This window comes from Pseudomonas sp. BF-RE-22, from assembly GCF_019956155.1.
In the GTDB taxonomy this organism is placed as follows: Bacteria; Pseudomonadota; Gammaproteobacteria; order Pseudomonadales; family Pseudomonadaceae; genus Aquipseudomonas; species Aquipseudomonas migulae.
Genome location: NZ_JAHBDD010000011.1, coordinates 377991 through 401588, shown reverse-complemented (window position 1 = coordinate 401588; position 23598 = coordinate 377991). Strand labels below are relative to the sequence as shown.

Sequence of the window (23598 nt, the reverse complement as noted above, 5' to 3'; positions counted from 1 at the left end):
CTGCTGAGCATGATTACAGACGCATCGGCATGACAACGTAGGCCGAGTCATCGTTGTCGGACTCTTGCACCAGCGCACTGCTGTTGGAGTCGGACAGGATCAGGCGAACCTGCTCAGTGGTCATCACGCCCAGCACGTCGAGCAAGTAGCTCACGTTGAAGCCGATTTCCAGATTGCCGCCGTTGTACTCAACGCCCACTTCTTCTTCCGCTTCTTCCTGCTCCGGGTTGTTGGCCTGGATCTTCAACTGACCGCTGGCCAGTTGCAGACGGATACCGCGGTACTTCTCGTTGGACAGAATCGCGGTACGGCTGAAAGCTTCACGCAACGCCTGACGATCGCCGAGCACCAGTTTATCGCCGCCCTTCGGCAGAACACGCTCATAGTCCGGGAATTTACCGTCGACCAGTTTAGAGGTGAAGGTGAACTCGCCCGTGGTGGCGCGGATGTGATGCTGACCCAGGACGATGCTGACATTGCCGTCCGGCTCGGTCAGCAGGCGCGCCAGCTCAAGGATACCCTTGCGCGGCACGATGACCTGGTGGCGATCCGGCTGACCGATGTCGGCCTGCATCGAGCACATGGCCAGACGGTGACCGTCGGTGGCCACGGCGCGGATGATCCCGGCCGAGACTTCCAGCAACATGCCGTTCAGGTAATAACGCACATCCTGCTGGGCCATGGCGAAGCTGGTGCGTTCAATCAGACGACGCAGTTTGCTTTGCTCAAGGCTGCAAGTCAGCGAACCCGGGCCTTCTTCAACGGTCGGGAAATCGTTCGCCGGCAGGGTCGACAGGGTGAAGCGGCTACGGCCAGCCTTCACCACCAGCTTCTGCTCGTCGACCTTGATGTCGATCAGCACGTCGTTCGGCAGGCTTTTGCAGATGTCCATCAGCTTGCGCGCAGGCACAGTGATGGAACCCGGGTCAGCCGGTTCTTCGAGTTGTACACGACCGACCAGCTCGACTTCCAGGTCGGTACCGGTCAGCGACAGTTGCTGGCCTTCGACAACCAGCAGCACGTTGGAGAGCACCGGCAAGGTCTGTCGGCGCTCGACGACGCCTGCGACCAGTTGCAGGGGTTTCAACAGGGCTTCGCGTTGAATGGTGAAATGCATGGTCTAGTCCCTTGCCTTAATAAGCTGCGCTGGTGTTCATCAAGTTGTCAGAGTACGCAGCAGGTTCTTGTAGTCCTCGCGGATGTCCGCGTCGGATTCCTTAAGTTCGTTGATCTTGCGGCAGGCGTGCAAAACAGTCGTGTGGTCGCGGCCGCCAAACACATCGCCGATTTCCGGCAGGCTGTGGTTAGTCAACTCTTTGGACAACGCCATGGCAACCTGACGCGGACGAGCGACCGAGCGTGAACGACGCTTGGACAGCAGGTCGGAAATCTTGATCTTGTAGTACTCGGCGACGGTGCGCTGAATGTTATCCACAGAGACCAGTTTGTCTTGCAGCGCCAACAGATCTTTCAGGGATTCGCGAATCAGCTCGATGGTGATATCGCGGCCCATGAAGTGCGAGTGGGCGATTACGCGTTTAAGCGCACCTTCCAGCTCACGGACGTTGGAGCGAATACGCTGGGCGATGAAGAACGCCGCGTCGTGGGGCAGATCGACTTTGGCCTGGTCGGCCTTTTTCATCAGGATCGCGACACGGGTTTCCAGCTCCGGCGGCTCGACGGCTACCGTCAGGCCCCAGCCGAAGCGGGATTTGAGGCGCTCTTCAAGGCCTTCGATTTCTTTAGGGTAGCGGTCACTGGTGAGAATGACCTGCTGGCCACCTTCGAGCAGGGCGTTGAAGGTGTGGAAAAACTCTTCCTGCGAACGTTCCTTGCGGGCGAAGAACTGAATGTCATCGATCAGCAATGCGTCCACCGAACGGTAGAAGCGCTTGAACTCGTTGATCGCGTTCAGTTGCAGAGCCTTGACCATATCGGCCACGAAACGCTCCGAATGCAGGTACACGACCTTGGCATTCGGGTTCTTCTTTAATAGATGGTTACCCACAGCGTGCATCAAGTGAGTTTTACCCAAGCCAACACCGCCATAAAGGAAGAGCGGGTTGTAACCGTGCTTGGGGTTGTCCGCCACCTGCCAGGCCGCAGCCCGGGCCAGTTGGTTGGACTTACCTTCGACGAAGTTCTCGAAGGTGAAAGTGCGGTTCAGGTAACTGGTGTGCTTGAGCGCACCTTCTACCTGCACCGTGCGCTGCTCGGAACGCACCGGGGCCTGTTGAGAACTGGCGCCGGCCATCGGATCGAAGCTGTCGCGCGATGGCTCTTCACTGACTTCGGCAACTTTCTGGGTCGAACGCTTGGTCGGTGTGGCCGTCGGGGCAGGTGCCGGAGCACTGACAGGCGCTTGAGCCGCCTGTGCCTGAGACGCGGCGGCAGCCAGTGGAGCATTCGGGGCAGCCCGTGGAGCCGAACTGCGTTTGCTGCCTATTAATAAGGAAAGCGCCGGCGCCATGCCATTGCCATGCTCATCCAGCAGTTCAAGGACGCGGCCCAGGTACTTTTCGTTGACCCAGTCGAGAACAAAACGATTCGGTGCGTAGACACGCAACTCGTCGCCTTCGGCTTCGACCTGTAGTGGACGGATCCAAGTGTTGAATTGTTGGGCAGGCAGCTCATCGCGCAAAAGCTCCACGCACTGCTGCCAAAGTTCCACTGACACGGATATCCCCTAAGTTGAAAGCCGGTGAGGCAAAAACAAGCGGCCATTGTAGCGACCAGACGCCGACTTATCCACACGTAGGTGGGTCACTGACCAAGAAGAATCAACGTTTTATAGGTAAAAAAGACGACCAGTGGTCTGTGCATAAGCTCTGTGGATAACCGCCCTTGAGGTCGTTGCACAAGTGGGGGCGAAACTCGGTGGATAACCTGCCTGTGGATAACAGCCCCTTTCACACACAGCTTATCCGACAGCGCAGCACAGGCTGACCACCGTTTTCCACCGTAGTTGTCATTCTCTGTACATCACGGGATAGAAGGCCTGAAGGTAGTTATCCACAGATGATCGGTGTCCTAGCTTTTATAAGCTTTACAGAAAAGCTTTAAATACTTTCCTTCTTTATTTTTATATTTGACTGGAGGTGAAGACGAGCAAAACGTCTGGAGATCTATTTATAAGGAAACGTTGGTTGGAAATTGACCTAGAGGCTTGCTTTCTCTAGAATCCCCGGTCTCTTAAAACGGGGGCCATTCCGGCCCGTTGTGGACGAACCAGGTAACACGACAATGAAACGTACTTTCCAACCAAGCACTATCAAACGCGCTCGTACCCACGGTTTCCGTGCTCGCATGGCTACCAAGAACGGTCGTGCCGTTCTGTCGCGTCGTCGCGCCAAAGGTCGTGCGCGTCTGGCAGTTTGATAAGCCGGCACTGGAGGTGAGTCAGGACTTCAGTCGGGAAAAGCGTCTGCTTACTCCCCGGCATTTCAAGGCAGTCTTTGACTCCCCTACCGGCAAGGTTCCGGGGAAAAATCTCCTGCTCCTTGCGCGCAACAACGATCTTGATCACCCCCGTCTCGGGCTGGTTATCGGGAAAAAGAGCGTAAAGCTCTCCGTCGAGCGCAATCGCCTCAAACGTCTGATGCGCGAATCGTTCCGTCTGAACCAGGATTCACTGGTCGGCTGGGATATCGTTATCGTCGCGCGCAAAGGTTTGGGTGACGTAGAAAACCCCGAATTGATTCAGCATTTCGGCAAACTCTGGAAGCGTCTGGCACGCAGCACGCCGGTACCAGCAGTCAAAACCGAAACTGTAGGGGTAGACAGTCCCGATGCGTAAACTGGCACTCGTTCCGATCCAGTTTTATCGCTATGCCATTAGTCCTCTGATGGCCAGTCACTGTCGTTTCTACCCCAGTTGTTCCTGCTACGCGTTAGAAGCCATAGAAAATCATGGCCTTCTGCGCGGTGGCTGGCTGACCTTTCGTCGTTTAGGTCGCTGTCATCCGTGGAATCCCGGTGGTTATGACCCGGTTCCACCTATCCCTACCTCCCGTTCTTCTTCGATGGCCGAGTAATCATGGATATCAAACGCACGATCCTGATCGTCGCCCTGGCAATCGTGTCCTACGTTATGGTTCTTAAATGGAACCAGGACTATGGCCAGGCTGCCCTGCCGACTCAGAATGTTGCTTCCAGTACTTCCGCACCGGGCCTACCGGATACGGCGACTGGCAATAATGCTTCTGTCAGTGACGACATTCCGCGCGCCGCAAGCGATACCAGTGCCACTGCACCTGCTGAAACACCAGTAGCTGCAAGCAAAGACCTCATCCAGATCAAAACGGATGTGCTCAACCTGGCTATCGATCCACAAGGTGGCGATGTTGCACAGTTGACGCTGCCGCTGTATCCACGTCGCCAGGACCATCCGGAAATTCCATTCCAGTTGTTCGATAACGGCAACGAGCGGACTTATCTGGCTCAAAGCGGTCTGATCGGTACCGATGGTCCGGACGCAAGTCCTGCCGGTCGTCCGGTTTACTCCTCCGAGAAGAAGATCTACCAACTGGCCGACGGTCAGAACCAATTGGTTGTAGACCTGAAGTTCAGCAAGGACGGCGTCAACTACATCAAGCGTTTCACACTGAAACGTGGCCTGTATGACGTAACCGTTTCCTACGTGATCGACAACGAAAGCGCCAAGCCTTGGTCGGGTGCAATGTTCGCCCAACTGAAGCGCGACGCCAGCTCCGATCCTTCTTCCAGCACCGCCACCGGCACCGCGACTTACCTGGGCGCTGCCCTGTGGACAAGTAACGAGCCGTACAAGAAAGTGTCGATGAAGGACATGGACAAGGCTCAGCTGAAAGAAACCGTGAACGGTGGTTGGGTTGCCTGGTTGCAACACTACTTCGTGACCGCATGGATTCCGGCGAAGGGCGAAAACAACGTCGTCCAGACCCGTAAAGACAGCAAAGGCAACTACATCATCGGCTACACCGCCCCGGCAATGACTGTTGCGCCAGGTGCGAAAGCCGAAACCAGCGCTGTTCTGTACGCCGGTCCGAAAAGCCAGGCTGTGCTGAAAGAGTTGTCCCCAGGTCTGGAACTGACCGTCGACTACGGCATTCTGTGGTTCATTGCCCAGCCAATCTTCTGGCTGCTGCAACACATCCACGCGCTGGTCGGTAACTGGGGCTGGTCGATCATCTTCCTGACCATGCTGATCAAAGGGATTTTCTTCCCGCTGTCGGCAGCCAGCTACAAATCCATGGCCCGCATGCGCGCAGTGGCACCGAAACTGGCCGCGCTGAAAGAGCAACATGGCGATGACCGGCAGAAAATGTCGCAAGCCATGATGGAGCTGTACAAGAAAGAGAAGATCAATCCGCTGGGTGGTTGCTTGCCAATCCTCGTGCAGATGCCGGTTTTCCTCTCGCTGTACTGGGTTCTGCTGGAAAGCGTTGAAATGCGCCAAGCGCCGTTCATGCTGTGGATTACTGACCTGTCGATCAAGGATCCGTTCTTCATTCTGCCGATCATCATGGGTGCAACCATGTTCATCCAGCAGCAGTTGAACCCGACTCCTCCGGATCCGATGCAGGCCAAGGTGATGAAGCTGATGCCAATCATCTTCACCTTCTTCTTCCTGTGGTTCCCGGCTGGTCTGGTGCTGTACTGGGTAGTGAACAACTGCCTGTCCATCGCCCAACAGTGGTACATCACTCGTAAAATCGAAGCGGCTACTAAAGCAGCTGCCTGATTTACACTGTGGATAACCACTCAAAACGCCCCCTAGTGGGGCGTTTTGCTATCTGTCACTTTTGTCTGGATACCGGTTTATGAGCGCTCCTCGTGAAACCATCGCCGCCGTCGCCACCGCTCAAGGTCGTGGCGGCGTAGGCATCGTCCGTATTTCCGGGCCGCTGGCGAGCGTTGCGGCCAAGGCCTTCAGCGGTCGTGAACTCAAGCCGCGATTCGCCCACTACGGCCCGTTTTTCGATCAAAACGAAGAGGTGCTGGACCAGGGCATTGCCTTGTATTTTCCGGGCCCGAACTCGTTCACCGGCGAAGATGTGCTGGAACTCCAGGGTCATGGCGGCCCGATTGTTCTCGACATGCTGCTCAAGCGATGCCTTGAACTGGGGTGCCGTCTGGCACGACCAGGTGAATTCAGTGAGCGTGCGTTCCTCAATGACAAACTCGATCTGGCACAGGCCGAAGCAATCGCCGACCTGATCGAGGCCAGTTCTGCACAGGCCGCCCGCAATGCATTGCGCTCCTTGCAGGGGGCATTTTCCGATCGTGTGCATAACCTCACCGAGCAACTGATCGGCCTGCGGATTTACGTAGAAGCGGCCATCGACTTCCCGGAAGAAGAAATCGACTTCCTTGCCGATGGCCATGTACTGAGCATGCTCGACAAAGTCAGGGAAGAGTTATCCACCGTGCTGCGCGAAGCCGGGCAGGGTGCGTTGCTGCGTGACGGCATGACGGTGGTGATCGCCGGTCGGCCAAATGCCGGTAAATCCAGTTTGCTCAACGCACTGGCGGGTCGTGAAGCAGCGATCGTGACCGAGATTGCCGGCACCACCCGTGACATTTTGCGCGAACATATCCACATCGATGGCATGCCGCTTCACGTGGTAGATACCGCTGGTCTGCGAGATACCGATGACCATGTGGAAAAAATCGGTGTTGAACGGGCGTTGAAAGCCATTAGCGAAGCTGATCGAGTGCTGTTGGTGGTCGATGCCACTGCACCGGAAGCGCTTGATCCGTTTGCGTTGTGGCCAGAGTTCCTGGAAACCCGCCCGGATCCGGCAAAAGTCACGTTGATCCGTAACAAGGCCGACCTCACGGGCGAAGCGATTGCCCTGGAAGTCAGTGAGGATGGCCATGTGACCATCAGCCTGAGTGCCAAGTCGGCTGGCGAAGGCCTGGAACTGCTGCGTGATCATCTCAAGGCCTGCATGGGCTATGAGCAGACGTCGGAAAGCAGCTTCAGTGCTCGCAGGCGTCACCTTGAGGCGTTGCGTCATGCCAGTGCGTCCCTCGAGCACGGCCGTGCGCAGCTGACGCTGGCGGGTGCCGGTGAGCTACTGGCCGAAGATTTGCGCCAGGCTCAACATGCCTTGGGCGAGATCACCGGTGCATTCAGCTCCGATGACCTGCTGGGACGGATCTTTTCCAGTTTCTGTATCGGCAAATAGCCCTATCGTTGTCCACAGACAGGCCATTCGCGCCTGTCTGTTCTCCCCCTTTTCCTGAATTGCCTCCAGTGCCGAGCAGATTCTTTCTGCCTGGGCGGATTTTCTGCGCCCGGGATTTGATCAATCGCTGCTTTTCTGTGGATTAAGCCCTGTGAATAACTGCCGCTAAGGGCAGTTGATAACAGGGCCTCAAAACTGAAGATAACCGCCTCTGTGGATAACCACCCCTTTCATCCACAGGCTTACACCGGTTATCCAAGGGCCTCATTGGCACATGACCACAGGGTTTTGATTCTCTGTACATATTGAAAACAAAGGGCTGTACGAATCTATCCACAGAAATGGTGTTCAGTAGAAATAAACATAAAAACAAAGATTTAATAAATTTCTTTCTTTTTAATTTCTATAACCCCGACTTCTCCACAGCTGGTTAAATTTTGTGCAAAGGGTTCTTTAGGAAGGGCGAAGTCCCTATACTTGTCGACCAGGTCCAAAAACCTGAGCTCAAACTATTCCTGAATTACCTACTTAAGCAGGCACGAGGTGCGTGGTGGATTTCCCTTCCCGTTTTGAAGTGATCGTCATCGGCGGCGGTCATGCCGGTACCGAGGCAGCACTGGCCTCAGCACGTATGGGGGCAAAAACCCTGTTGCTGACGCATAACGTGGAAACCCTCGGTGCCATGAGTTGCAACCCGGCCATCGGCGGGATCGGCAAAAGCCACTTGGTAAAAGAAATCGATGCCCTCGGCGGCGCGATGGCCATGGCTACCGATAAAGGCGGCATTCAGTTTCGTGTGTTGAACAGCCGCAAAGGCCCGGCCGTGCGTGCAACCCGCGCCCAGGCAGACCGGGTTCTGTACAAGGCCGCTGTCCGCGAAGCATTGGAAAACCAGCCGAACCTGTGGATATTTCAACAAGCCGCTGATGACCTGATCGTTGAACAGGAACAAGTGCGTGGTGTTGTCACCCAAATGGGCCTGCGTTTCTTCGCTGACTCCGTGGTGTTGACCACTGGCACCTTCCTCGGTGGACTTATCCACATCGGAATGCAGAATTATTCCGGCGGTCGTGCCGGTGATCCGCCGTCGATCGCCCTGGCTCACCGTCTGCGCGAATTGCCACTGCGTGTTGGCCGATTGAAAACCGGTACGCCGCCGCGTATCGACGGTCGGTCTGTGGATTTCTCGGTGATGACCGAGCAAGCCGGTGATACGCCGATCCCGGTGATGTCGTTCATGGGTTCCAAAGAGCAGCATCCGAAACAGGTCAGCTGCTGGATTACCCACACCAACGCCCGGACCCACGAAATCATCGCAGCGAACCTCGACCGTTCGCCGATGTATTCCGATGCGGGGTTGATCGAAGGTATCGGCCCGCGTTACTGCCCGTCGATCGAAGACAAGATCCACCGCTTTGCTGACAAGGAAAGCCACCAGGTCTTCATCGAACCGGAAGGTTTGACCACTCACGAGCTGTACCCGAACGGGATATCCACATCCCTGCCGTTCGACGTGCAATTGCAGATCGTGCAATCGATTCGCGGCATGGAAAACGCGCACATCGTGCGTCCGGGCTACGCCATCGAGTACGACTATTTCGATCCGCGTGACCTGAAGTACAGCCTGGAAACCAAAGTCATCGGCGGTCTGTTTTTCGCCGGGCAAATCAATGGCACCACCGGATACGAAGAAGCCGGCGCCCAGGGTTTGCTGGCCGGGGCCAACGCTGCACTGCGTGCGCAAGGCAAAGACGCCTGGTGCCCGCGTCGCGACGAGGCGTACATCGGCGTGTTGGTTGACGACCTGATTACCCTTGGAACTCAAGAGCCGTACCGGATGTTCACATCCCGCGCCGAGTACCGTCTGATCCTACGTGAAGACAACGCGGACCTGCGCCTGACCGAAAAAGGTCGCGAGCTGGGTCTGGTGGATGACGCGCGTTGGGCGGCGTTCTGCACCAAACGCGAAAGCATCACGCTGGAAGAGCAGCGCCTGAAAAGTACCTGGGTTCGCCCCGGCACCGCGCAGGGCGATGCGATATCCGAAAAATTCGGCACGCCGCTGACTCACGAATACAACCTGCTCAACCTCTTGAGCCGTCCGGAAATCGACTACGCTGGTCTGATCGCCGTGACTGGCGGGGGCGCAGAAGATCCACAAGTCGCCGAGCAGGTCGAAATCAAGACCAAATACGCCGGTTACATTGATCGTCAACAGGATGAAATCGCACGACTGCGGGCGAGCGAAGACACGAAACTGCCTGTGGATATCGATTACACGAACATTTCCGGTCTCTCCAAAGAGATCCAGAGCAAGCTCGGTGCGACCCGTCCAGAAACACTGGGCCAGGCGTCACGCATTCCGGGTGTCACACCGGCAGCCATTTCGCTGTTGATGATTCATTTGAAAAAACGCGGCGCGGGCCGTCAGTTGGAGCAAAGCGCTTGAGTTCGTTGGTCACCTCGCAACACGCCGAAGAGTTATCCACAGGTGCTCGCCAGCTCGGTGTCACATTGACCGAAACCCAGCACGCACAGTTGTTGGGTTATCTGGCCCTGTTGATCAAATGGAACAAGGCCTACAACCTGACCGCCGTGCGCGATCCGGACGAAATGGTCTCGCGTCACCTGCTCGATAGTTTGAGCGTGATGTCGTTCATCGAAAACGGTCGCTGGCTGGACGTTGGCAGCGGCGGCGGCATGCCGGGCATTCCGCTTGCAATCCTGTTTCCAGAGTCCCAAGTGACCTGCCTGGACAGTAACGGCAAGAAAACCCGCTTCCTGACCCAGGTCAAACTCGAACTCAAACTGGATAACCTGCAAGTTATCCACAGTCGCGTCGAAGCCTTCCAGCCTGCACAGCCTTTCAACGGGATCATTTCCCGGGCGTTCAGCAGCATGGAGAACTTCAGCAACTGGACGCGCCACCTTGGCGATGCCGATACACGTTGGCTGGCAATGAAGGGCGTTCATCCGGCCGATGAGCTGGTAGCATTGCCGGCAGACTTCCACCTCGATAGCGAACACGCCCTGGCCGTACCTGGTTGCCAAGGCCAACGCCATCTGCTGATACTGCGCCGCACGGCATGATTGGGAACACAAGCAAGAATGGCTAAGGTATTCGCGATAGCGAACCAAAAGGGTGGTGTGGGTAAAACCACCACCTGCATCAACCTCGCAGCTTCCCTGGTTGCTACCAAGCGCCGGGTGCTGTTGATCGATCTCGATCCACAGGGCAACGCCACCATGGGTAGCGGTGTGGATAAACACGGCCTGGAAAACTCGGTCTACGACCTGTTGATCGGCGAATGCGATCTGGCCCAGGCCATGCACTACTCCGAGCACGGTGGTTACCAGTTGTTGCCGGCCAACCGCGACTTGACCGCGGCCGAAGTGGTTCTGCTGGAAATGCAGATGAAGGAAAGCCGCCTGCGCAGTGCGCTGGCGCCGATCCGTGAAAACTACGATTACATTTTGATCGACTGCCCGCCGTCGCTGTCGATGCTCACGCTGAACGCTTTGGTCGCGGCTGACGGGGTAATTATCCCCATGCAGTGCGAGTACTTTGCGCTCGAAGGCTTGAGCGACCTTGTGGATAACATCAAGCGCATCGCTGAACTGCTGAACCCGAACCTGAAAGTCGAAGGCCTGTTGCGCACGATGTATGACCCGCGCCTGAGCCTGATGAACGACGTATCGGCGCAGTTGAAAGAACACTTCGGCGAGCAGCTCTACGACACGGTTATCCCGCGTAACATCCGCCTGGCCGAAGCGCCAAGCTATGGCATGCCGGCGCTGGCTTACGACAAGACTTCGCGGGGCGCCATTGCCTATCTGGCACTTGCCGGCGAGATGGTTCGCCGTCAGCGCAAAAATTCACGCACTGCCGCTGCTCAGGCAACTTAAGGAATCCCCATGGCCGTCAAGAAACGAGGTCTCGGACGTGGACTGGATGCACTGCTGAGCGGTCCGACCGTCAGCTCGCTGGAAGAGCAGGCTGTACAAGCCGATCAGCGTGAGCTGCAGCATTTGCCCCTGGACCTGATCCAGCGCGGCAAGTACCAGCCGCGTCGGGACATGGATCCGCAAGCGCTGGAAGAACTGGCGCAATCGATCAAGGCCCAGGGCGTGATGCAGCCGATTGTGGTTCGCCCGATTGGCAGCGGCCGCTTCGAAATCATCGCCGGCGAACGTCGCTGGCGTGCCAGCCAGCAGGCTGGCCAGGAAACCATCCCGGCGATGGTGCGCGATGTGCCGGATGAAACCGCCATCGCCATGGCGCTGATCGAGAACATCCAGCGCGAAGACCTCAATCCGATCGAAGAAGCGGTGGCCCTGCAGCGTTTGCAGCAGGAATTCCAGCTTACTCAGCAACAAGTGGCCGAAGCGGTGGGCAAATCCCGCGTGACTGTTGCCAACCTGCTACGCTTGATCGCGTTGCCGGAAGTTATCAAGACCATGCTGTCGCACGGTGACCTGGAAATGGGTCATGCCCGTGCTTTGCTTGGTTTGCCGGAGAATCAACAGGTTGAAGGGGCGCGACATGTTGTCGCACGGGGGCTGACTGTGCGCCAGACTGAGGCACTGGTTCGCCAGTGGTTGAGTGGCAAACAGGAGCCTGCCGAACCGGTAAAACCGGACCCGGATATCGCCCGACTCGAGCAGCGTCTGGCTGAGCGCCTAGGCTCTGCGGTGCAGATCCGACACGGAAAGAAGGGGAAAGGGCAGTTGGTCATTGGTTACAACTCCCTCGATGAGCTTCAGGGTGTGCTCGCACACATTCGCTGAAACATTTCCTCATGTAGCGTGCAGTCGGAAATCACTACCTGACAGTTGAATAGGGGCAGAACCGCCCCTATACTCTGCGCGCATTTTGTCGGCACAAATTATGCCAAGTTATTGAATTCTGGCAGCCGACCATTGGGGAGTATTAGTGATGGAAACCCGCACGCCAAACCGCTTGCCGTTCCATCGCCTGGCAGTTTTTCCGGTGTTGATGGCTCAGTTTGTCGTGTTGCTGATCGCCGCTTTGGCGCTGTGGCAATGGCACGGAGTCGTTGCCGGGTACTCAGGACTCTGCGGAGGCCTGATAGCCTTGCTGCCCAATGTTTATTTCGCTCACAGGGCATTTCGGTTTTCCGGCGCCCGAGCAGCTCAAGCCATCGTCCGGTCTTTTTATGCCGGCGAGGCGGGCAAACTGATTTTGACGGCAGTGCTTTTTGCATTGACGTTTGCAGGTGTGAAGCCATTGGCGCCGCTAGCTGTATTCGGCGTCTTCGTGTTGACCCAACTGGTCAGCTGGTTCGCGCCCCTGCTGATGAGAACAAGACTTTCGAGACCTTAGGGCGTTTGAGGCAACCATGGCAGAAACAACCGCTTCGGGCTATATCCAGCACCACTTGCAGAACCTGACCTTCGGTCAGCACCCAACCGGCGGGTGGGGTTTTGCCCACACCGCAGCAGAAGCCAAAGAAATGGGCTTCTGGGCTTTCCACGTCGATACCCTCGGCTGGTCGGTCGCTTTGGGTCTGATCTTCGTTCTTCTTTTCCGCATGGCGGCAAAGAAAGCGACTTCCGGTCAGCCTGGTGCTTTGCAGAACTTCGTTGAAGTATTGGTCGAATTCGTCGATGGCAGCGTGAAAGACAGCTTCCATGGCCGTAGCCCGGTGATTGCACCGCTGGCACTGACCATCTTCGTCTGGGTCTTCCTGATGAACGCCGTCGACCTGATCCCGGTCGACTGGATTCCTCAGCTGGCCATCCTGATCACTGGCGATGCGCACATTCCGTTCCGTGCCGTATCGACCACTGACCCGAACGCTACCCTGGGCATGGCCCTGTCGGTGTTCGCGTTGATCATTTTCTACAGCATCAAGGTCAAGGGCATCGGCGGCTTCGTCGGCGAGCTGACCCTGCACCCGTTCGGCAGCAAGAACATCTTCGTTCAGGCCCTGCTGATTCCGGTGAACTTCCTGCTGGAGTTCGTGACGCTGGTAGCCAAGCCAATCTCCCTGGCACTGCGTCTGTTCGGCAACATGTACGCCGGCGAGCTGGTCTTCATTCTGATTGCTGTGATGTTCGGCAGCGGTCTGCTCTGGCTTAGCGGCCTGGGCGTAGTTCTGCAGTGGGCGTGGGCTGTGTTCCACATCCTGATCATCACCCTGCAGGCGTTTATCTTCATGATGCTGACCATCGTTTACCTTTCGATGGCGCACGAAGAGAACCATTAAGGCCAGTCTCGACTAGTCTGATGTCCCACCCGGTCAAACGGGTGGGGGCCCGAACAGGGCTATGAAACGATTTGTTTTACCGCTTTAAAATCTAAAAAACCTAAACCATACGACGTAAAAGTCGGGAGGAAAGATGGAAACTGTAGTTGGTCTAACCGCTATCGCTGTTGCACTGTTGATCGGCCTGGGCGCACTGGGTACCGCAATTGGTTTCGGCCTGTTGGGCGGCAAGTTCCTGGAAGGCGCAGCGCGTCAGCCAGAAATGGTTCCAATGCTGCAAGTTAAAATGTTCATCGTTGCCGGTCTGCTCGACGCCGTAACCATGATCGGTGTTGGTATCGCTCTGTTCTTCACCTTCGCGAACCCATTCGTTGGTCAACTCGCTGGCTAATCACTCGAACCTTCGAGTGATTGGTTTGATGTGCAACGAACGAGCGAGGTGTTGGCGTGAACATTAATGCAACCCTGATTGGCCAGTCCGTTGCGTTCTTCATTTTTGTACTGTTTTGCATGAAGTTCGTGTGGCCTCCGGTCATCGCGGCTTTGCACGAACGTCAGAAGAAGATCGCGGATGGACTGGACGCTGCCGCCCGAGCAGCTCGCGACCTGGAGTTGGCCCAAGATAAAGCGGGTCAACAACTGCGCGAAGCTAAGGCTCAGGCAGCTGAAATCATTGAGCAAGCCAAGAAACGCGGTAACCAGATTGTTGAAGAGGCTGTTGAAAAAGCCCGTATCGACGCTGACCGTGTGAAGGTTCAGGCTCAGGCCGAGATCGAGCAGGAACTGAACAGTGTCAAAGACGCGCTGCGTGCCCAACTGGGTGCACTGGCCGTTGGCGGCGCCGAGAAGATCCTGGGTGCCACAATCGATCAAAACGCGCACGCGGAGCTGGTAAACAAACTGGCTGCTGAAATTTAAGCGAGGGCGATCATGGCAGAATTGACCACGTTGGCCCGACCTTACGCTAAGGCAGCCTTCGAGCACGCCCAGGCCCACCAGCAACTGGCCTCTTGGTCAGCCATGCTCGGCCTGGCTGCAGCAGTGTCGCAAGACGACACCATGCAGCGCGTGCTCAAGGCCCCGCGACTGACGAGCGCAGACAAGGCCGCCACGTTTATTGACGTGTGCGGCGACAAGTTTGATGCCAAGGCACAGAACTTCATCAACGTCGTTGCCGAAAACGACCGTCTCCCGCTGTTGCCGGAGATATCCGCTCTGTTCGACCTGTACAAGGCCGAACAAGAGAAGTCGGTAGACGTTGAAGTGACCAGTGCTTTTGCATTGAACCAAGAACAGCAAGACAAACTCGCCAAGGTTCTCAGTGCACGACTCAACCGGGAAGTGCGCCTGCAAGTCGAGGAAGACAAATCCCTTATTGGGGGCATTGTCATCCGCGCCGGCGACCTGGTTATCGATGGCTCGGTTCGCGGCAAACTCGCGAGCCTTGCCGAAGCATTGAAATCTTGAGTTTGAAGGGGCAGCAGAGCAATGCAGCAACTCAATCCTTCCGAAATAAGTGAAATTATCAAGGGCCGCATCGACAAGCTCGATGTGACCTCCCAAGCCCGTAACGAAGGCACTGTCGTCAGCGTATCTGACGGTATCGTGCGGATTCACGGTCTGGCCGACGTAATGTACGGCGAGATGATCGAGTTTCCGGGCGGCGTCTTCGGTATGGCCCTCAACCTGGAGCAAGACTCTGTAGGTGCCGTTGTATTGGGCGCATACCAGACTCTGGCTGAAGGCATGAGCGCCAAGTGCACCGGCCGCATCCTCGAAGTTCCGGTTGGTAAGGAACTGCTGGGTCGCGTAGTCGACGCACTGGGTAACCCAGTTGACGGCAAAGGTCCGCTGAACAACACCGAGACCGACGCGGTCGAGAAAGTTGCTCCAGGCGTGATCTGGCGTAAGTCGGTAGACCAGCCTGTACAGACTGGCTACAAGGCTGTCGATGCCATGATCCCTGTCGGCCGTGGCCAGCGTGAGCTGATCATCGGTGACCGTCAGATCGGTAAAACCGCTCTGGCGATCGACGCGATCATCAACCAGAAAAACAGCGGCATTTTCTGCGTCTACGTAGCGATCGGTCAGAAACAATCGACCATCGCCAACGTGGTTCGCAAGCTGGAAGAAAACGGCGCACTGGCTAACACCATCGTCGTGGCAGCGAGCGCTTCGGAATCTGCAGCACTGCAATTCCTGGCACCGTACTCCGGTTGCACCATGGGTGAGTACTTCCGCGACCGCGGTGAAGACGCGCTGATCGTTTATGACGATCTGTCCAAGCAAGCAGTGGCTTACCGCCAGATTTCCCTGCTGCTGCGCCGTCCACCAGGCCGTGAAGCTTACCCAGGCGACGTGTTCTATCTCCACTCCCGTCTGCTGGAGCGCGCATCCCGCGTTTCGGAAGAATATGTAGAGAAGTTCACCAACGGCGCAGTGACCGGCAAAACCGGTTCCCTGACCGCACTGCCGATCATCGAAACCCAGGCTGGCGACGTTTCCGCGTTCGTTCCGACCAACGTGATTTCCATCACCGACGGTCAGATCTTCCTGGAATCGGCCATGTTCAACTCCGGGATCCGTCCTGCTGTGAACGCCGGTGTTTCGGTATCCCGTGTGGGTGGTGCCGCTCAGACCAAGATCATCAAGAAGCTCTCCGGTGGTATCCGTACCGCTCTGGCTCAGTACCGTGAACTGGCGGCATTCGCCCAGTTCGCTTCTGACCTGGACGAAGCGACCCGTAAGCAACTTGAGCATGGTCAGCGCGTTACCGAGCTGATGAAGCAGAAGCAATACGCACCAATGTCGATCGCTGACATGGCGCTGTCGCTGTATGCCGCTGAGCGTGGGTTCCTGACTGACGTTGAAATCGCCAAGATCGGCAGCTTCGAACAAGCGCTGATTGCTTTCTTCAACCGCGATCACGCCGAATTGATGGCGAAGATCAACGTGAAGGGTGACTTCAATGACGAAATCGACGCTGGCATGAAAGCCGGTATCGAGAAGTTCAAGGCCACCCAAACCTGGTAAGCCGCAGCGGGAGCCGCAAGGCTCCCGCTTGCTAACCTGATAGGTGTTACATGGCAGGCGCAAAAGAGATTCGCAGTAAGATTGCGAGCATCAAAAGCACGCAAAAGATTACCAGCGCCATGGAAAAAGTGGCGGTCAGTAAAATGCGCAAGGCACAAATGCGCATGGCTGCTAGCCGTCCTTACGCGGAGCGCATCCGCCAGGTTATTGGCCATTTGGCCAACGCTAACCCGGAATATCGCCACCCATTCATGATCGACCGTGAAGTAAAGCGTGTTGGTTATGTCGTGGTGAGCAGTGACCGTGGTCTGTGTGGTGGCTTGAACACCAACCTGTTCAAGGCTCTGGTCAAGGACATGGCGGTAAACCGCGAAAACGGCGTCGAGATTGATCTGTGTGTTGTTGGTAGCAAGGGTGCGGCTTTCTTCCGCAACTTCGGCGGTAACGTCGTAGCAGCTATCAGCCACCTGGGTGAAGAGCCGTCGATCAATGACCTGATCGGCAGCGTCAAGGTGATGCTGGATGCCTACCTGGACGGCCGTATTGACCGCCTGTCCGTGGTGTCCAACAAGTTCATCAACACCATGACGCAAACGCCTACCGTGGAGCAGTTGATTCCACTGGTGGCAACCCCGGATCAAGGACTCAAGCACCACTGGGATTATCTGTACGAACCGGACGCCAAAGAGCTGCTTGACGGCTTGATGGTCCGTTACGTGGAGTCGCAGGTCTACCAGGCGGTGGTCGAGAACAACGCGGCTGAACAAGCTGCGCGGATGATCGCGATGAAGAACGCTACCGACAACGCCGGTGATTTGATCAGCGATTTGCAGCTGGTCTACAACAAGGCGCGTCAGGCTGCGATCACCCAAGAGATCTCGGAAATCGTCGGCGGCGCTGCCGCGGTTTAACGGTTCAAATATTCAGAGGATCCAGCTATGAGTAGCGGACGTATCGTTCAAATCATCGGCGCCGTTATCGACGTGGAATTCCCACGCGACAGCGTACCGAGCATCTACAACGCTTTGAGTGTAAAAAGCGATGCAGGCACCACTCTCGAAGTTCAGCAGCAGCTGGGCGACGGCGTGGTTCGTACCATTGCGATGGGTTCCACCGAGGGCTTGAAGCGCGGTCTGGAAGTCACCGACTCTGGCGCAGCCATCTCCGTACCGGTCGGTAAAGCGACTCTGGGCCGGATCATGGACGTACTGGGCAACCCGATCGACGAAGCTGGTCCGATCGCCACCGAAGAGCGCTGGGGCATTCACCGTCCTGCGCCAACCTTCGCTGAGCAAGCGGGCGGCAACGACCTGCTGGAAACCGGCATCAAGGTTATCGACCTGGTTTGCCCGTTCGCCAAGGGTGGTAAAGTTGGTCTGTTCGGTGGTGCCGGTGTAGGCAAAACCGTAAACATGATGGAACTGATCCGTAACATCGCCATCGAGCACAGCGGTTATTCCGTGTTCGCCGGTGTGGGTGAGCGTACTCGTGAGGGTAACGACTTCTACCACGAGATGAAGGACTCCAACGTTCTGGACAAAGTGGCACTGGTTTACGGTCAGATGAACGAGCCGCCGGGTAACCGTCTGCGCGTAGCACTGACCGGCCTGACCATGGCCGAGAAGTTCCGTGACGAAGGTAACGACGTTCTGCTGTTCGTCGACAACATCTATCGTTACACCCTGGCCGGTACTGAAGTATCCGCACTGCTGGGCCGTATGCCTTCCGCAGTAGGTTACCAGCCGACCCTGGCCGAAGAGATGGGTACTCTGCAAGAGCGTATCACTTCGACCAAAAACGGTTCGATCACCTCGATCCAAGCGGTATACGTACCTGCGGATGACTTGACTGACCCGTCGCCAGCGACCACCTTCGCCCACTTGGACGCCACCGTCGTTCTGTCCCGTGACATCGCTTCCCTGGGTATCTACCCAGCGGTCGATCCACTCGACTCGACTTCGCGCCAGCTGGACCCGAACGTAATCGGCCAGGACCACTACGATACCGCTCGCGGTGTACAGTACGTTCTGCAGCGTTACAAAGAACTGAAGGACATCATTGCGATCCTGGGTATGGACGAGCTGTCGGAAGCCGACAAGCAGTTGGTAAACCGTGCTCGTAAGATCCAGCGCTTCTTGTCGCAGCCGTTCTTCGTGGCTGAAGTCTTCACCGGTGCCTCGGGTAAATACGTTTCCCTGAAAGACACCATTGCTGGCTTCAAAGGCATCCTCAACGGTGACTACGACCACCTGCCAGAACAAGCGTTCTACATGGTCGGCGGCATCGAAGAAGCGATCGAGAAAGCCAAGAAACTGTAATCCCGGCGCCCGGCAACGGGCGCTAATTTAGGTTGAGGCAATCAGATGGCTATGACAGTCCATTGCGATATCGTCAGCGCGGAAGGAGAAATCTTTTCCGGCCTGGTCGAGATGGTGATTGCGCACGGTGCACTGGGTGATCTTGGTATCGCCCTGGGCCACGCGCCGCTGATCACTAATCTCAAGCCTGGCCCGATCCGCCTGGTCAAGCAGGGCGGGGAAGAGGAGGTGTATTACATCTCCGGTGGTTTCCTCGAGGTTCAGCCGAACATGGTCAAGGTTCTTGCCGACACCGTGCAACGAGCTGCCGACCTGGACGAAGCCTCCGCTCAGGAAGCCGTTAAGGCTGCCGAGAAGGCCTTGCATGAGCGGGGCGCGGAATTCGATTACGGTTCTGCTGCCGCACGTCTGGCCGAGGCTGCAGCTCAGCTGCGCACCGTCCAGCAGATCCGCAAGAAGTTTGGCCACTAACAGGCCATCACTTGTTGCGCGATTGATTAAAAAGGGTAGCCTCGGCTACCCTTTTTTCTTTTCCGATTTTCATAACCTGGTCGCAGCCGCTGACCATCCAGGATTGGTAGCCAGTCATGTCTCTTGAAATTGTTATCCTCGCTGCCGGCCAAGGCACTCGCATGCGTTCGGCACTGCCGAAAGTCCTGCATCCGATTGCCGGCAACTCGATGCTTGGTCATGTTATCCACAGCGCGCGGCAACTTGATCCACAGCGCATCCACGTGGTGATTGGCCATGGTGCCGACGCCGTGCGTGAGCGACTGGCAGCCGATGATCTGAATTTCGTCCTGCAGGACAAGCAGTTGGGTACTGGCCACGCGGTTGCTCAGGCAGTGCCGTTCATTGAGTCCGACACCGTCCTGATTCTTTACGGCGACGTACCGTTGATCGAAGTCGAGACCCTTCAGCGTTTGCTCAAGCAGGTTGCGCCGCAGCAATTGGGTTTGCTGACCGTTCAGCTGGATGATCCAACCGGCTATGGCCGCATCGTTCGTGATGCTGCCGGCAAGGTGACGGCTATCGTCGAGCAGAAAGACGCCAACGAAGCCGAACGTGCGATCACTGAAGGCAACACCGGCATTCTCGCGCTGCCGTTCGCGCAACTGGGCGGCTGGATGAGCCGTCTCTCCAACAACAACGCCCAGGGCGAGTACTACCTGACTGACGTGATTGCCATGGCAGTCAGCGATGGTCTGGTGGTGGCGACCGAGCAGCCTCACGATGCGATGGAAGTGCAGGGCGCCAATGATCGCAAGCAGCTTTCCGAGCTCGAGCGTCATTATCAACTGCGCGCGGGTCGTCGTTTGATGGCCCAGGGCGTGACCCTGCGCGACCCGGCACGTTTCGATGTCCGCGGTGACATCACTGTCGGTCGCGATGTGCTGATCGACATCAACGTGATTCTCGAAGGCAAGGTTGTCATCGAAGATGACGTGGTGATCGGCCCGAACTGCGTGATCAAGGACAGCACTTTGCGCAAAGGCGTGGTGATCAAGGCCAACAGCCATATCGAAGGCGCGATCATGGGCGAAGGCAGTGATGCCGGTCCATTCGCGCGCCTGCGTCCAGGCTCCGTGCTGGAGGCTCGCGCGCATGTGGGTAACTTTGTCGAGCTGAAAAACGCTCACATGGGCGAAGGCGCCAAGGCCGGTCACCTGGCCTATCTGGGCGATGCCGAGATTGGCGCACGCACCAACATCGGTGCGGGCACTATCACGTGCAACTATGACGGTGCCAACAAGTGGAAAACCGTGTTGGGTGAGGATGTGTTCATCGGTTCCAACAACTCGTTGGTGGCGCCTGTGGATATCTCTAGCGGTGCGACCACTGCGGCCGGATCGACAATTACGCAGAATGTGGATAAAGAGCAACTGGCCGTCGGACGTGCACGCCAGAAGAATATCGATGGCTGGAAACGGCCAGTGAAAATCAAGAAAAGCTGAGTTATCCACAGGCGTCTGCGGTGTTCGTTAGATCGCCTTCGCGGGCAAGCCTCGCTCCTACAGTTAAAGTCGTACACATTATGTGGATTGACTACGATCCCGTAGGAGCGAGCGGTGCGGCGATCCGACTTGCCCGCGAAGCTTTTATCCACAGACCTTTTTATCGCCTCGCGCTTGACGAAGTTTCGCCAATAGGTTTTGATTGCTTCCGTTATCTTTCGAATCGAAACTTACCAAGTCATGTCGAAGCGCAATACACCTCAACGCCGTCACAATATCCTCGCCTTGCTCAATGAGCAGGGCGAAGTCAGTGTTGATGAACTGGCCAAGCGCTTCGAAACCTCGGAAGTTACGATTCGCAAGGACCTGGCGGCGCTCGAAAGCAATGGTCTTTTGTTGCGCCGGTATGGCGGTGCGATCACCATGCCTCAGGAACTGGTCGCCGATATCGGGCAACCGGTTTCCAGGTACAAACAGGCGATCGCCCGTGCTGCCGTTGCGCGGATCCGCGAGCATGCCCGGATCATCATCGACAGCGGCAGCACCACGGCAGCGATGATTCCGGAACTCGGCCAGCAGCCGGGCCTGGTGGTGATGACCAACTCGCTTCATGTCGCCAACGCCTTGAGTGAACTCGAGCACGAACCGGTGCTGCTGATGACCGGCGGTACCTGGGACCCGCATTCCGAGTCTTTCCAGGGGCAGGTCGCCGAGCAAGTGCTGCGCTCCTACGATTTCGATCAGTTGTTCATCGGTGCCGACGGCATCGACCTGGTGCGCGGTACCACCACCTTCAATGAATTGCTGGGACTCAGCCGCGTCATGGCGGATGTTGCCCGCGAAGTGATCGTGATGGTGGAGTCCGACAAGATAGGCCGCAAGATTCCCAACCTGGAGCTGCCATGGAGCAGCGTCCATACCCTAATTACCGATGATCGCCTGCCGCTGGAGGCACGCGATCAGATACAAGCCCGCGGTATCACGCTGATATGCGCGGCTGTCAGTCAGGAGAAATAGCATGTGTGGAATTGTCGGTGCAGTCGCAGAACGTAACATCACTGCCATCCTCCTCGAAGGCCTCAAGCGCCTGGAATACCGTGGCTATGACAGCGCCGGTGTGGCGGTCTATACCAATGATCAACAGCTCGAGCGCATGCGTCGTCCGGGTAAAGTCAGCGAGCTGGAACTGGCGCTCGAAGCCGAGCCGCTGGTCGGTCGTCTGGGCATCGCCCACACTCGCTGGGCCACTCACGGTGCGCCGTGCGAGCGCAACGCTCACCCGCATTTTTCCGGTGATCTGGCGGTGGTGCACAACGGCATCATCGAGAACTACGAAGCCCTGCGCGAACAACTCAAGGCATTGGGTTACGTGTTCACATCGGACACCGACACTGAAGTCATCGCCCACCTGCTGAACCACAAACTCAAGGATCTGAACGACCTGACCGTGGCCCTCAAGGCCACTGTTAAAGAGTTGCACGGTGCTTACGGCCTGGCCGTGATCAGCGCTCGGCAACCGGATCGCCTGCTCGCCGCTCGCAGTGGCAGCCCGCTGGTGATCGGCCTTGGCCTGGGTGAAAATTTCCTCGCTTCCGACCAATTGGCCCTGCGCCAGGTCACTGACCGCTTCATGTACCTGGAAGAAGGCGATATCGCCGAAATTCGTCGCGATAGCGTGCAGATCTGGGACGTTAGCGGCAAGGTCGTCGAGCGCCAAACCGTGCAGTACCGTGACGGTGCCGACGTGGCTGACAAGGGCGAGTTCCGCCACTTCATGCTCAAGGAAATCCACGAACAACCGACTGTGGTGCAGCGTACCCTCGAAGGTCGTCTGAGCCCGGACGGTGTGCTGGTGCAAGCTTTCGGCCCACAGGCTGCCGAGCTGTTCGCCAAAGTGCGCAACGTGCAGATCGTCGCCTGCGGCACCAGCTACCACGCCGGCATGGTCGCCCGTTACTGGCTGGAAGAGCTGGCCGGCATCCCGTGCCAGGTCGAAGTCGCCAGTGAATTCCGCTATCGCAAAGTCGTGGTGCAGCCAGACACCCTGTTCGTGACCATTTCCCAGTCCGGCGAAACCGCCGACACCCTGGCCGCGCTGCGCAACGCCAAGGAGCTGGGCTTCCTCGCCAGCCTGGCGATCTGCAACGTCGGCATCAGCTCGCTGGTGCGTGAGTCCGACCTGACCTTGCTGACCCAGGCCGGTCGCGAAATCGGCGTGGCCTCGACCAAAGCCTTCACCACTCAGTTGGTTGGCCTGCTGTTGCTGACGCTGTCCCTCGGTCAAGTGCGCGGCACCCTGGCCAAAGGCGTCGAAGCCACCCTGGTCGAAGAACTGCGTCGCCTGCCGACCCGTCTGGGCGAAGCCCTGGCTATGGACAGCACGGTGGAGAAAATCGCCGAGCTGTTCGCCGAGAAACACCACACCCTGTTTCTCGGTCGTGGCGCGCAATTCCCGGTAGCGATGGAAGGTGCCCTGAAACTTAAGGAAATCTCCTACATCCACGCTGAAGCCTACCCGGCCGGCGAACTGAAGCACGGCCCGTTGGCGCTTGTGGATAACGACATGCCAGTAGTGACCGTGGCGCCCAACAACGAACTGCTGGAGAAGTTGAAGTCCAACCTTCAGGAAGTGCGCGCCCGTGGCGGCCAACTGATCGTCTTCGCAGACGAACAGGCCGGCATGACCAACGGCGAAGGCACCCACGTTGTGCACATGCCGCACATCCACGACATCCTGTCGCCGATCCTCTACACCATCCCGTTGCAGTTGCTGTCGTACTACGTCGCGGTGTTGAAAGGCACAGACGTTGACCAGCCGCGTAACCTGGCGAAGTCAGTCACCGTGGAATAAGTTATCCACAGCTGAATCGAGGGGCAGAGTTCCTGTTGT

The 23598-nt window shown here is 57.1% G+C and carries 23 protein-coding genes; 21 read left to right on the top strand and 2 right to left on the bottom strand.

Annotated elements, in window-relative coordinates:
- Positions 1–13 precede the first annotated feature (13 nt).
- Positions 14–1117, bottom strand: coding sequence for a DNA polymerase III subunit beta (dnaN, locus tag KGA82_RS08400; RefSeq protein WP_223450109.1), 1104 nt, complete (start codon positions 1115–1117; stop codon positions 14–16).
- A 39-nt stretch (positions 1118–1156) separates the two neighbouring features.
- Positions 1157–2677, bottom strand: a complete 1521-nt coding sequence (gene dnaA / locus KGA82_RS08395; protein WP_008027554.1) for a chromosomal replication initiator protein DnaA — start codon at positions 2675–2677, stop codon at positions 1157–1159.
- Positions 2678–3243: 566 nt separating this feature from the next.
- Between dnaA and rpmH the strand changes: the two genes are divergently transcribed.
- The 21 genes from rpmH to glmS all read left to right on the top strand — a co-directional run bounded on the left by rpmH (position 3244) and on the right by glmS (position 23559).
- Positions 3244–3378: a 50S ribosomal protein L34 gene (rpmH, locus tag KGA82_RS08390; protein ID WP_003213577.1), complete on the top strand. Its 135-nt coding sequence runs from the start codon at positions 3244–3246 to the stop codon at positions 3376–3378.
- A 16-nt stretch (positions 3379–3394) separates the two neighbouring features.
- Positions 3395–3796: a ribonuclease P protein component gene (rnpA, locus tag KGA82_RS08385; RefSeq protein ID WP_028620331.1), complete on the top strand. Its 402-nt coding sequence runs from the start codon at positions 3395–3397 to the stop codon at positions 3794–3796.
- Entirely contained in the window at positions 3789–4034 is a 246-nt protein-coding gene (gene yidD / locus KGA82_RS08380) for a membrane protein insertion efficiency factor YidD (RefSeq protein ID WP_010207715.1), read from the top strand. Before rnpA ends, yidD begins: the two co-directional genes overlap by 8 nt.
- A 2-nt stretch (positions 4035–4036) precedes the next feature.
- Positions 4037–5722: a membrane protein insertase YidC gene (gene yidC / locus KGA82_RS08375; RefSeq protein WP_192228144.1), complete on the top strand. Its 1686-nt coding sequence runs from the start codon at positions 4037–4039 to the stop codon at positions 5720–5722.
- A gap of 79 nt (positions 5723–5801) precedes the next feature.
- Complete coding sequence (gene mnmE / locus KGA82_RS08370) at positions 5802–7172, top strand: tRNA uridine-5-carboxymethylaminomethyl(34) synthesis GTPase MnmE (RefSeq protein WP_192228145.1); 1371 nt, start codon at positions 5802–5804, stop codon at positions 7170–7172.
- A gap of 550 nt (positions 7173–7722) precedes the next feature.
- The gene (gene mnmG, locus KGA82_RS08365) at positions 7723–9621 is read left to right on the top strand and encodes a tRNA uridine-5-carboxymethylaminomethyl(34) synthesis enzyme MnmG (protein WP_223450108.1); all 1899 of its coding nucleotides are present in this window, start codon (positions 7723–7725) and stop codon (positions 9619–9621) included.
- On the top strand, positions 9618–10262 hold the full coding sequence (gene rsmG / locus KGA82_RS08360; protein WP_007948096.1) for a 16S rRNA (guanine(527)-N(7))-methyltransferase RsmG: 645 nt from the start codon (positions 9618–9620) through the stop codon (positions 10260–10262). Before mnmG ends, rsmG begins: the two co-directional genes overlap by 4 nt.
- A gap of 18 nt (positions 10263–10280) precedes the next feature.
- Positions 10281–11078: a ParA family protein gene (locus tag KGA82_RS08355; RefSeq protein WP_027926208.1), complete on the top strand. Its 798-nt coding sequence runs from the start codon at positions 10281–10283 to the stop codon at positions 11076–11078.
- 9 nt (positions 11079–11087) lie between these two features.
- Positions 11088–11960 (top strand): ParB/RepB/Spo0J family partition protein, encoded by an 873-nt coding sequence (locus KGA82_RS08350; protein WP_008027541.1) that lies wholly within the window; start codon positions 11088–11090, stop codon positions 11958–11960.
- 148 nt (positions 11961–12108) lie between these two features.
- The gene (locus KGA82_RS08345; protein WP_008027539.1) at positions 12109–12516 is read left to right on the top strand and encodes a F0F1 ATP synthase subunit I; all 408 of its coding nucleotides are present in this window, start codon (positions 12109–12111) and stop codon (positions 12514–12516) included.
- 16 nt (positions 12517–12532) lie between these two features.
- On the top strand, positions 12533–13402 hold the full coding sequence (gene atpB, locus KGA82_RS08340; protein ID WP_008027537.1) for a F0F1 ATP synthase subunit A: 870 nt from the start codon (positions 12533–12535) through the stop codon (positions 13400–13402).
- 133 nt (positions 13403–13535) lie between these two features.
- A complete protein-coding gene (gene atpE, locus KGA82_RS08335; RefSeq protein WP_002555987.1) occupies positions 13536–13793 on the top strand; it encodes a F0F1 ATP synthase subunit C in 258 nt (85 codons plus the stop codon).
- A gap of 56 nt (positions 13794–13849) precedes the next feature.
- Positions 13850–14320: a F0F1 ATP synthase subunit B gene (locus tag KGA82_RS08330; RefSeq protein WP_008027535.1), complete on the top strand. Its 471-nt coding sequence runs from the start codon at positions 13850–13852 to the stop codon at positions 14318–14320.
- Between the two features lie 12 nt (positions 14321–14332).
- Positions 14333–14869, top strand: coding sequence for a F0F1 ATP synthase subunit delta (locus KGA82_RS08325; RefSeq protein ID WP_008027533.1), 537 nt, complete (start codon positions 14333–14335; stop codon positions 14867–14869).
- 21 nt (positions 14870–14890) lie between these two features.
- Positions 14891–16435, top strand: a complete 1545-nt coding sequence (gene atpA / locus KGA82_RS08320) for a F0F1 ATP synthase subunit alpha (protein WP_008027530.1) — start codon at positions 14891–14893, stop codon at positions 16433–16435.
- A gap of 50 nt (positions 16436–16485) precedes the next feature.
- Positions 16486–17346, top strand: a complete 861-nt coding sequence (gene atpG, locus KGA82_RS08315) for a F0F1 ATP synthase subunit gamma (protein ID WP_008027528.1) — start codon at positions 16486–16488, stop codon at positions 17344–17346.
- A 27-nt stretch (positions 17347–17373) separates the two neighbouring features.
- Complete coding sequence (gene atpD / locus KGA82_RS08310) at positions 17374–18753, top strand: F0F1 ATP synthase subunit beta (protein ID WP_008027526.1); 1380 nt, start codon at positions 17374–17376, stop codon at positions 18751–18753.
- A 45-nt stretch (positions 18754–18798) separates the two neighbouring features.
- Positions 18799–19224 carry a F0F1 ATP synthase subunit epsilon gene (locus KGA82_RS08305; RefSeq protein WP_007969909.1) on the top strand — a complete coding sequence of 142 codons (426 nt, stop codon included), beginning with the start codon at positions 18799–18801 and terminating at the stop codon, positions 19222–19224.
- A 116-nt stretch (positions 19225–19340) separates the two neighbouring features.
- Positions 19341–20708 carry a bifunctional UDP-N-acetylglucosamine diphosphorylase/glucosamine-1-phosphate N-acetyltransferase GlmU gene (gene glmU / locus KGA82_RS08300; RefSeq protein ID WP_192228149.1) on the top strand — a complete coding sequence of 456 codons (1368 nt, stop codon included), beginning with the start codon at positions 19341–19343 and terminating at the stop codon, positions 20706–20708.
- 240 nt (positions 20709–20948) lie between these two features.
- Positions 20949–21725, top strand: coding sequence for a DeoR family transcriptional regulator (locus tag KGA82_RS08295; protein ID WP_008027522.1), 777 nt, complete (start codon positions 20949–20951; stop codon positions 21723–21725).
- A 1-nt stretch (position 21726) separates the two neighbouring features.
- On the top strand, positions 21727–23559 hold the full coding sequence (gene glmS, locus KGA82_RS08290) for a glutamine--fructose-6-phosphate transaminase (isomerizing) (RefSeq protein WP_223413993.1): 1833 nt from the start codon (positions 21727–21729) through the stop codon (positions 23557–23559).
- Positions 23560–23598 lie beyond the last annotated feature (39 nt).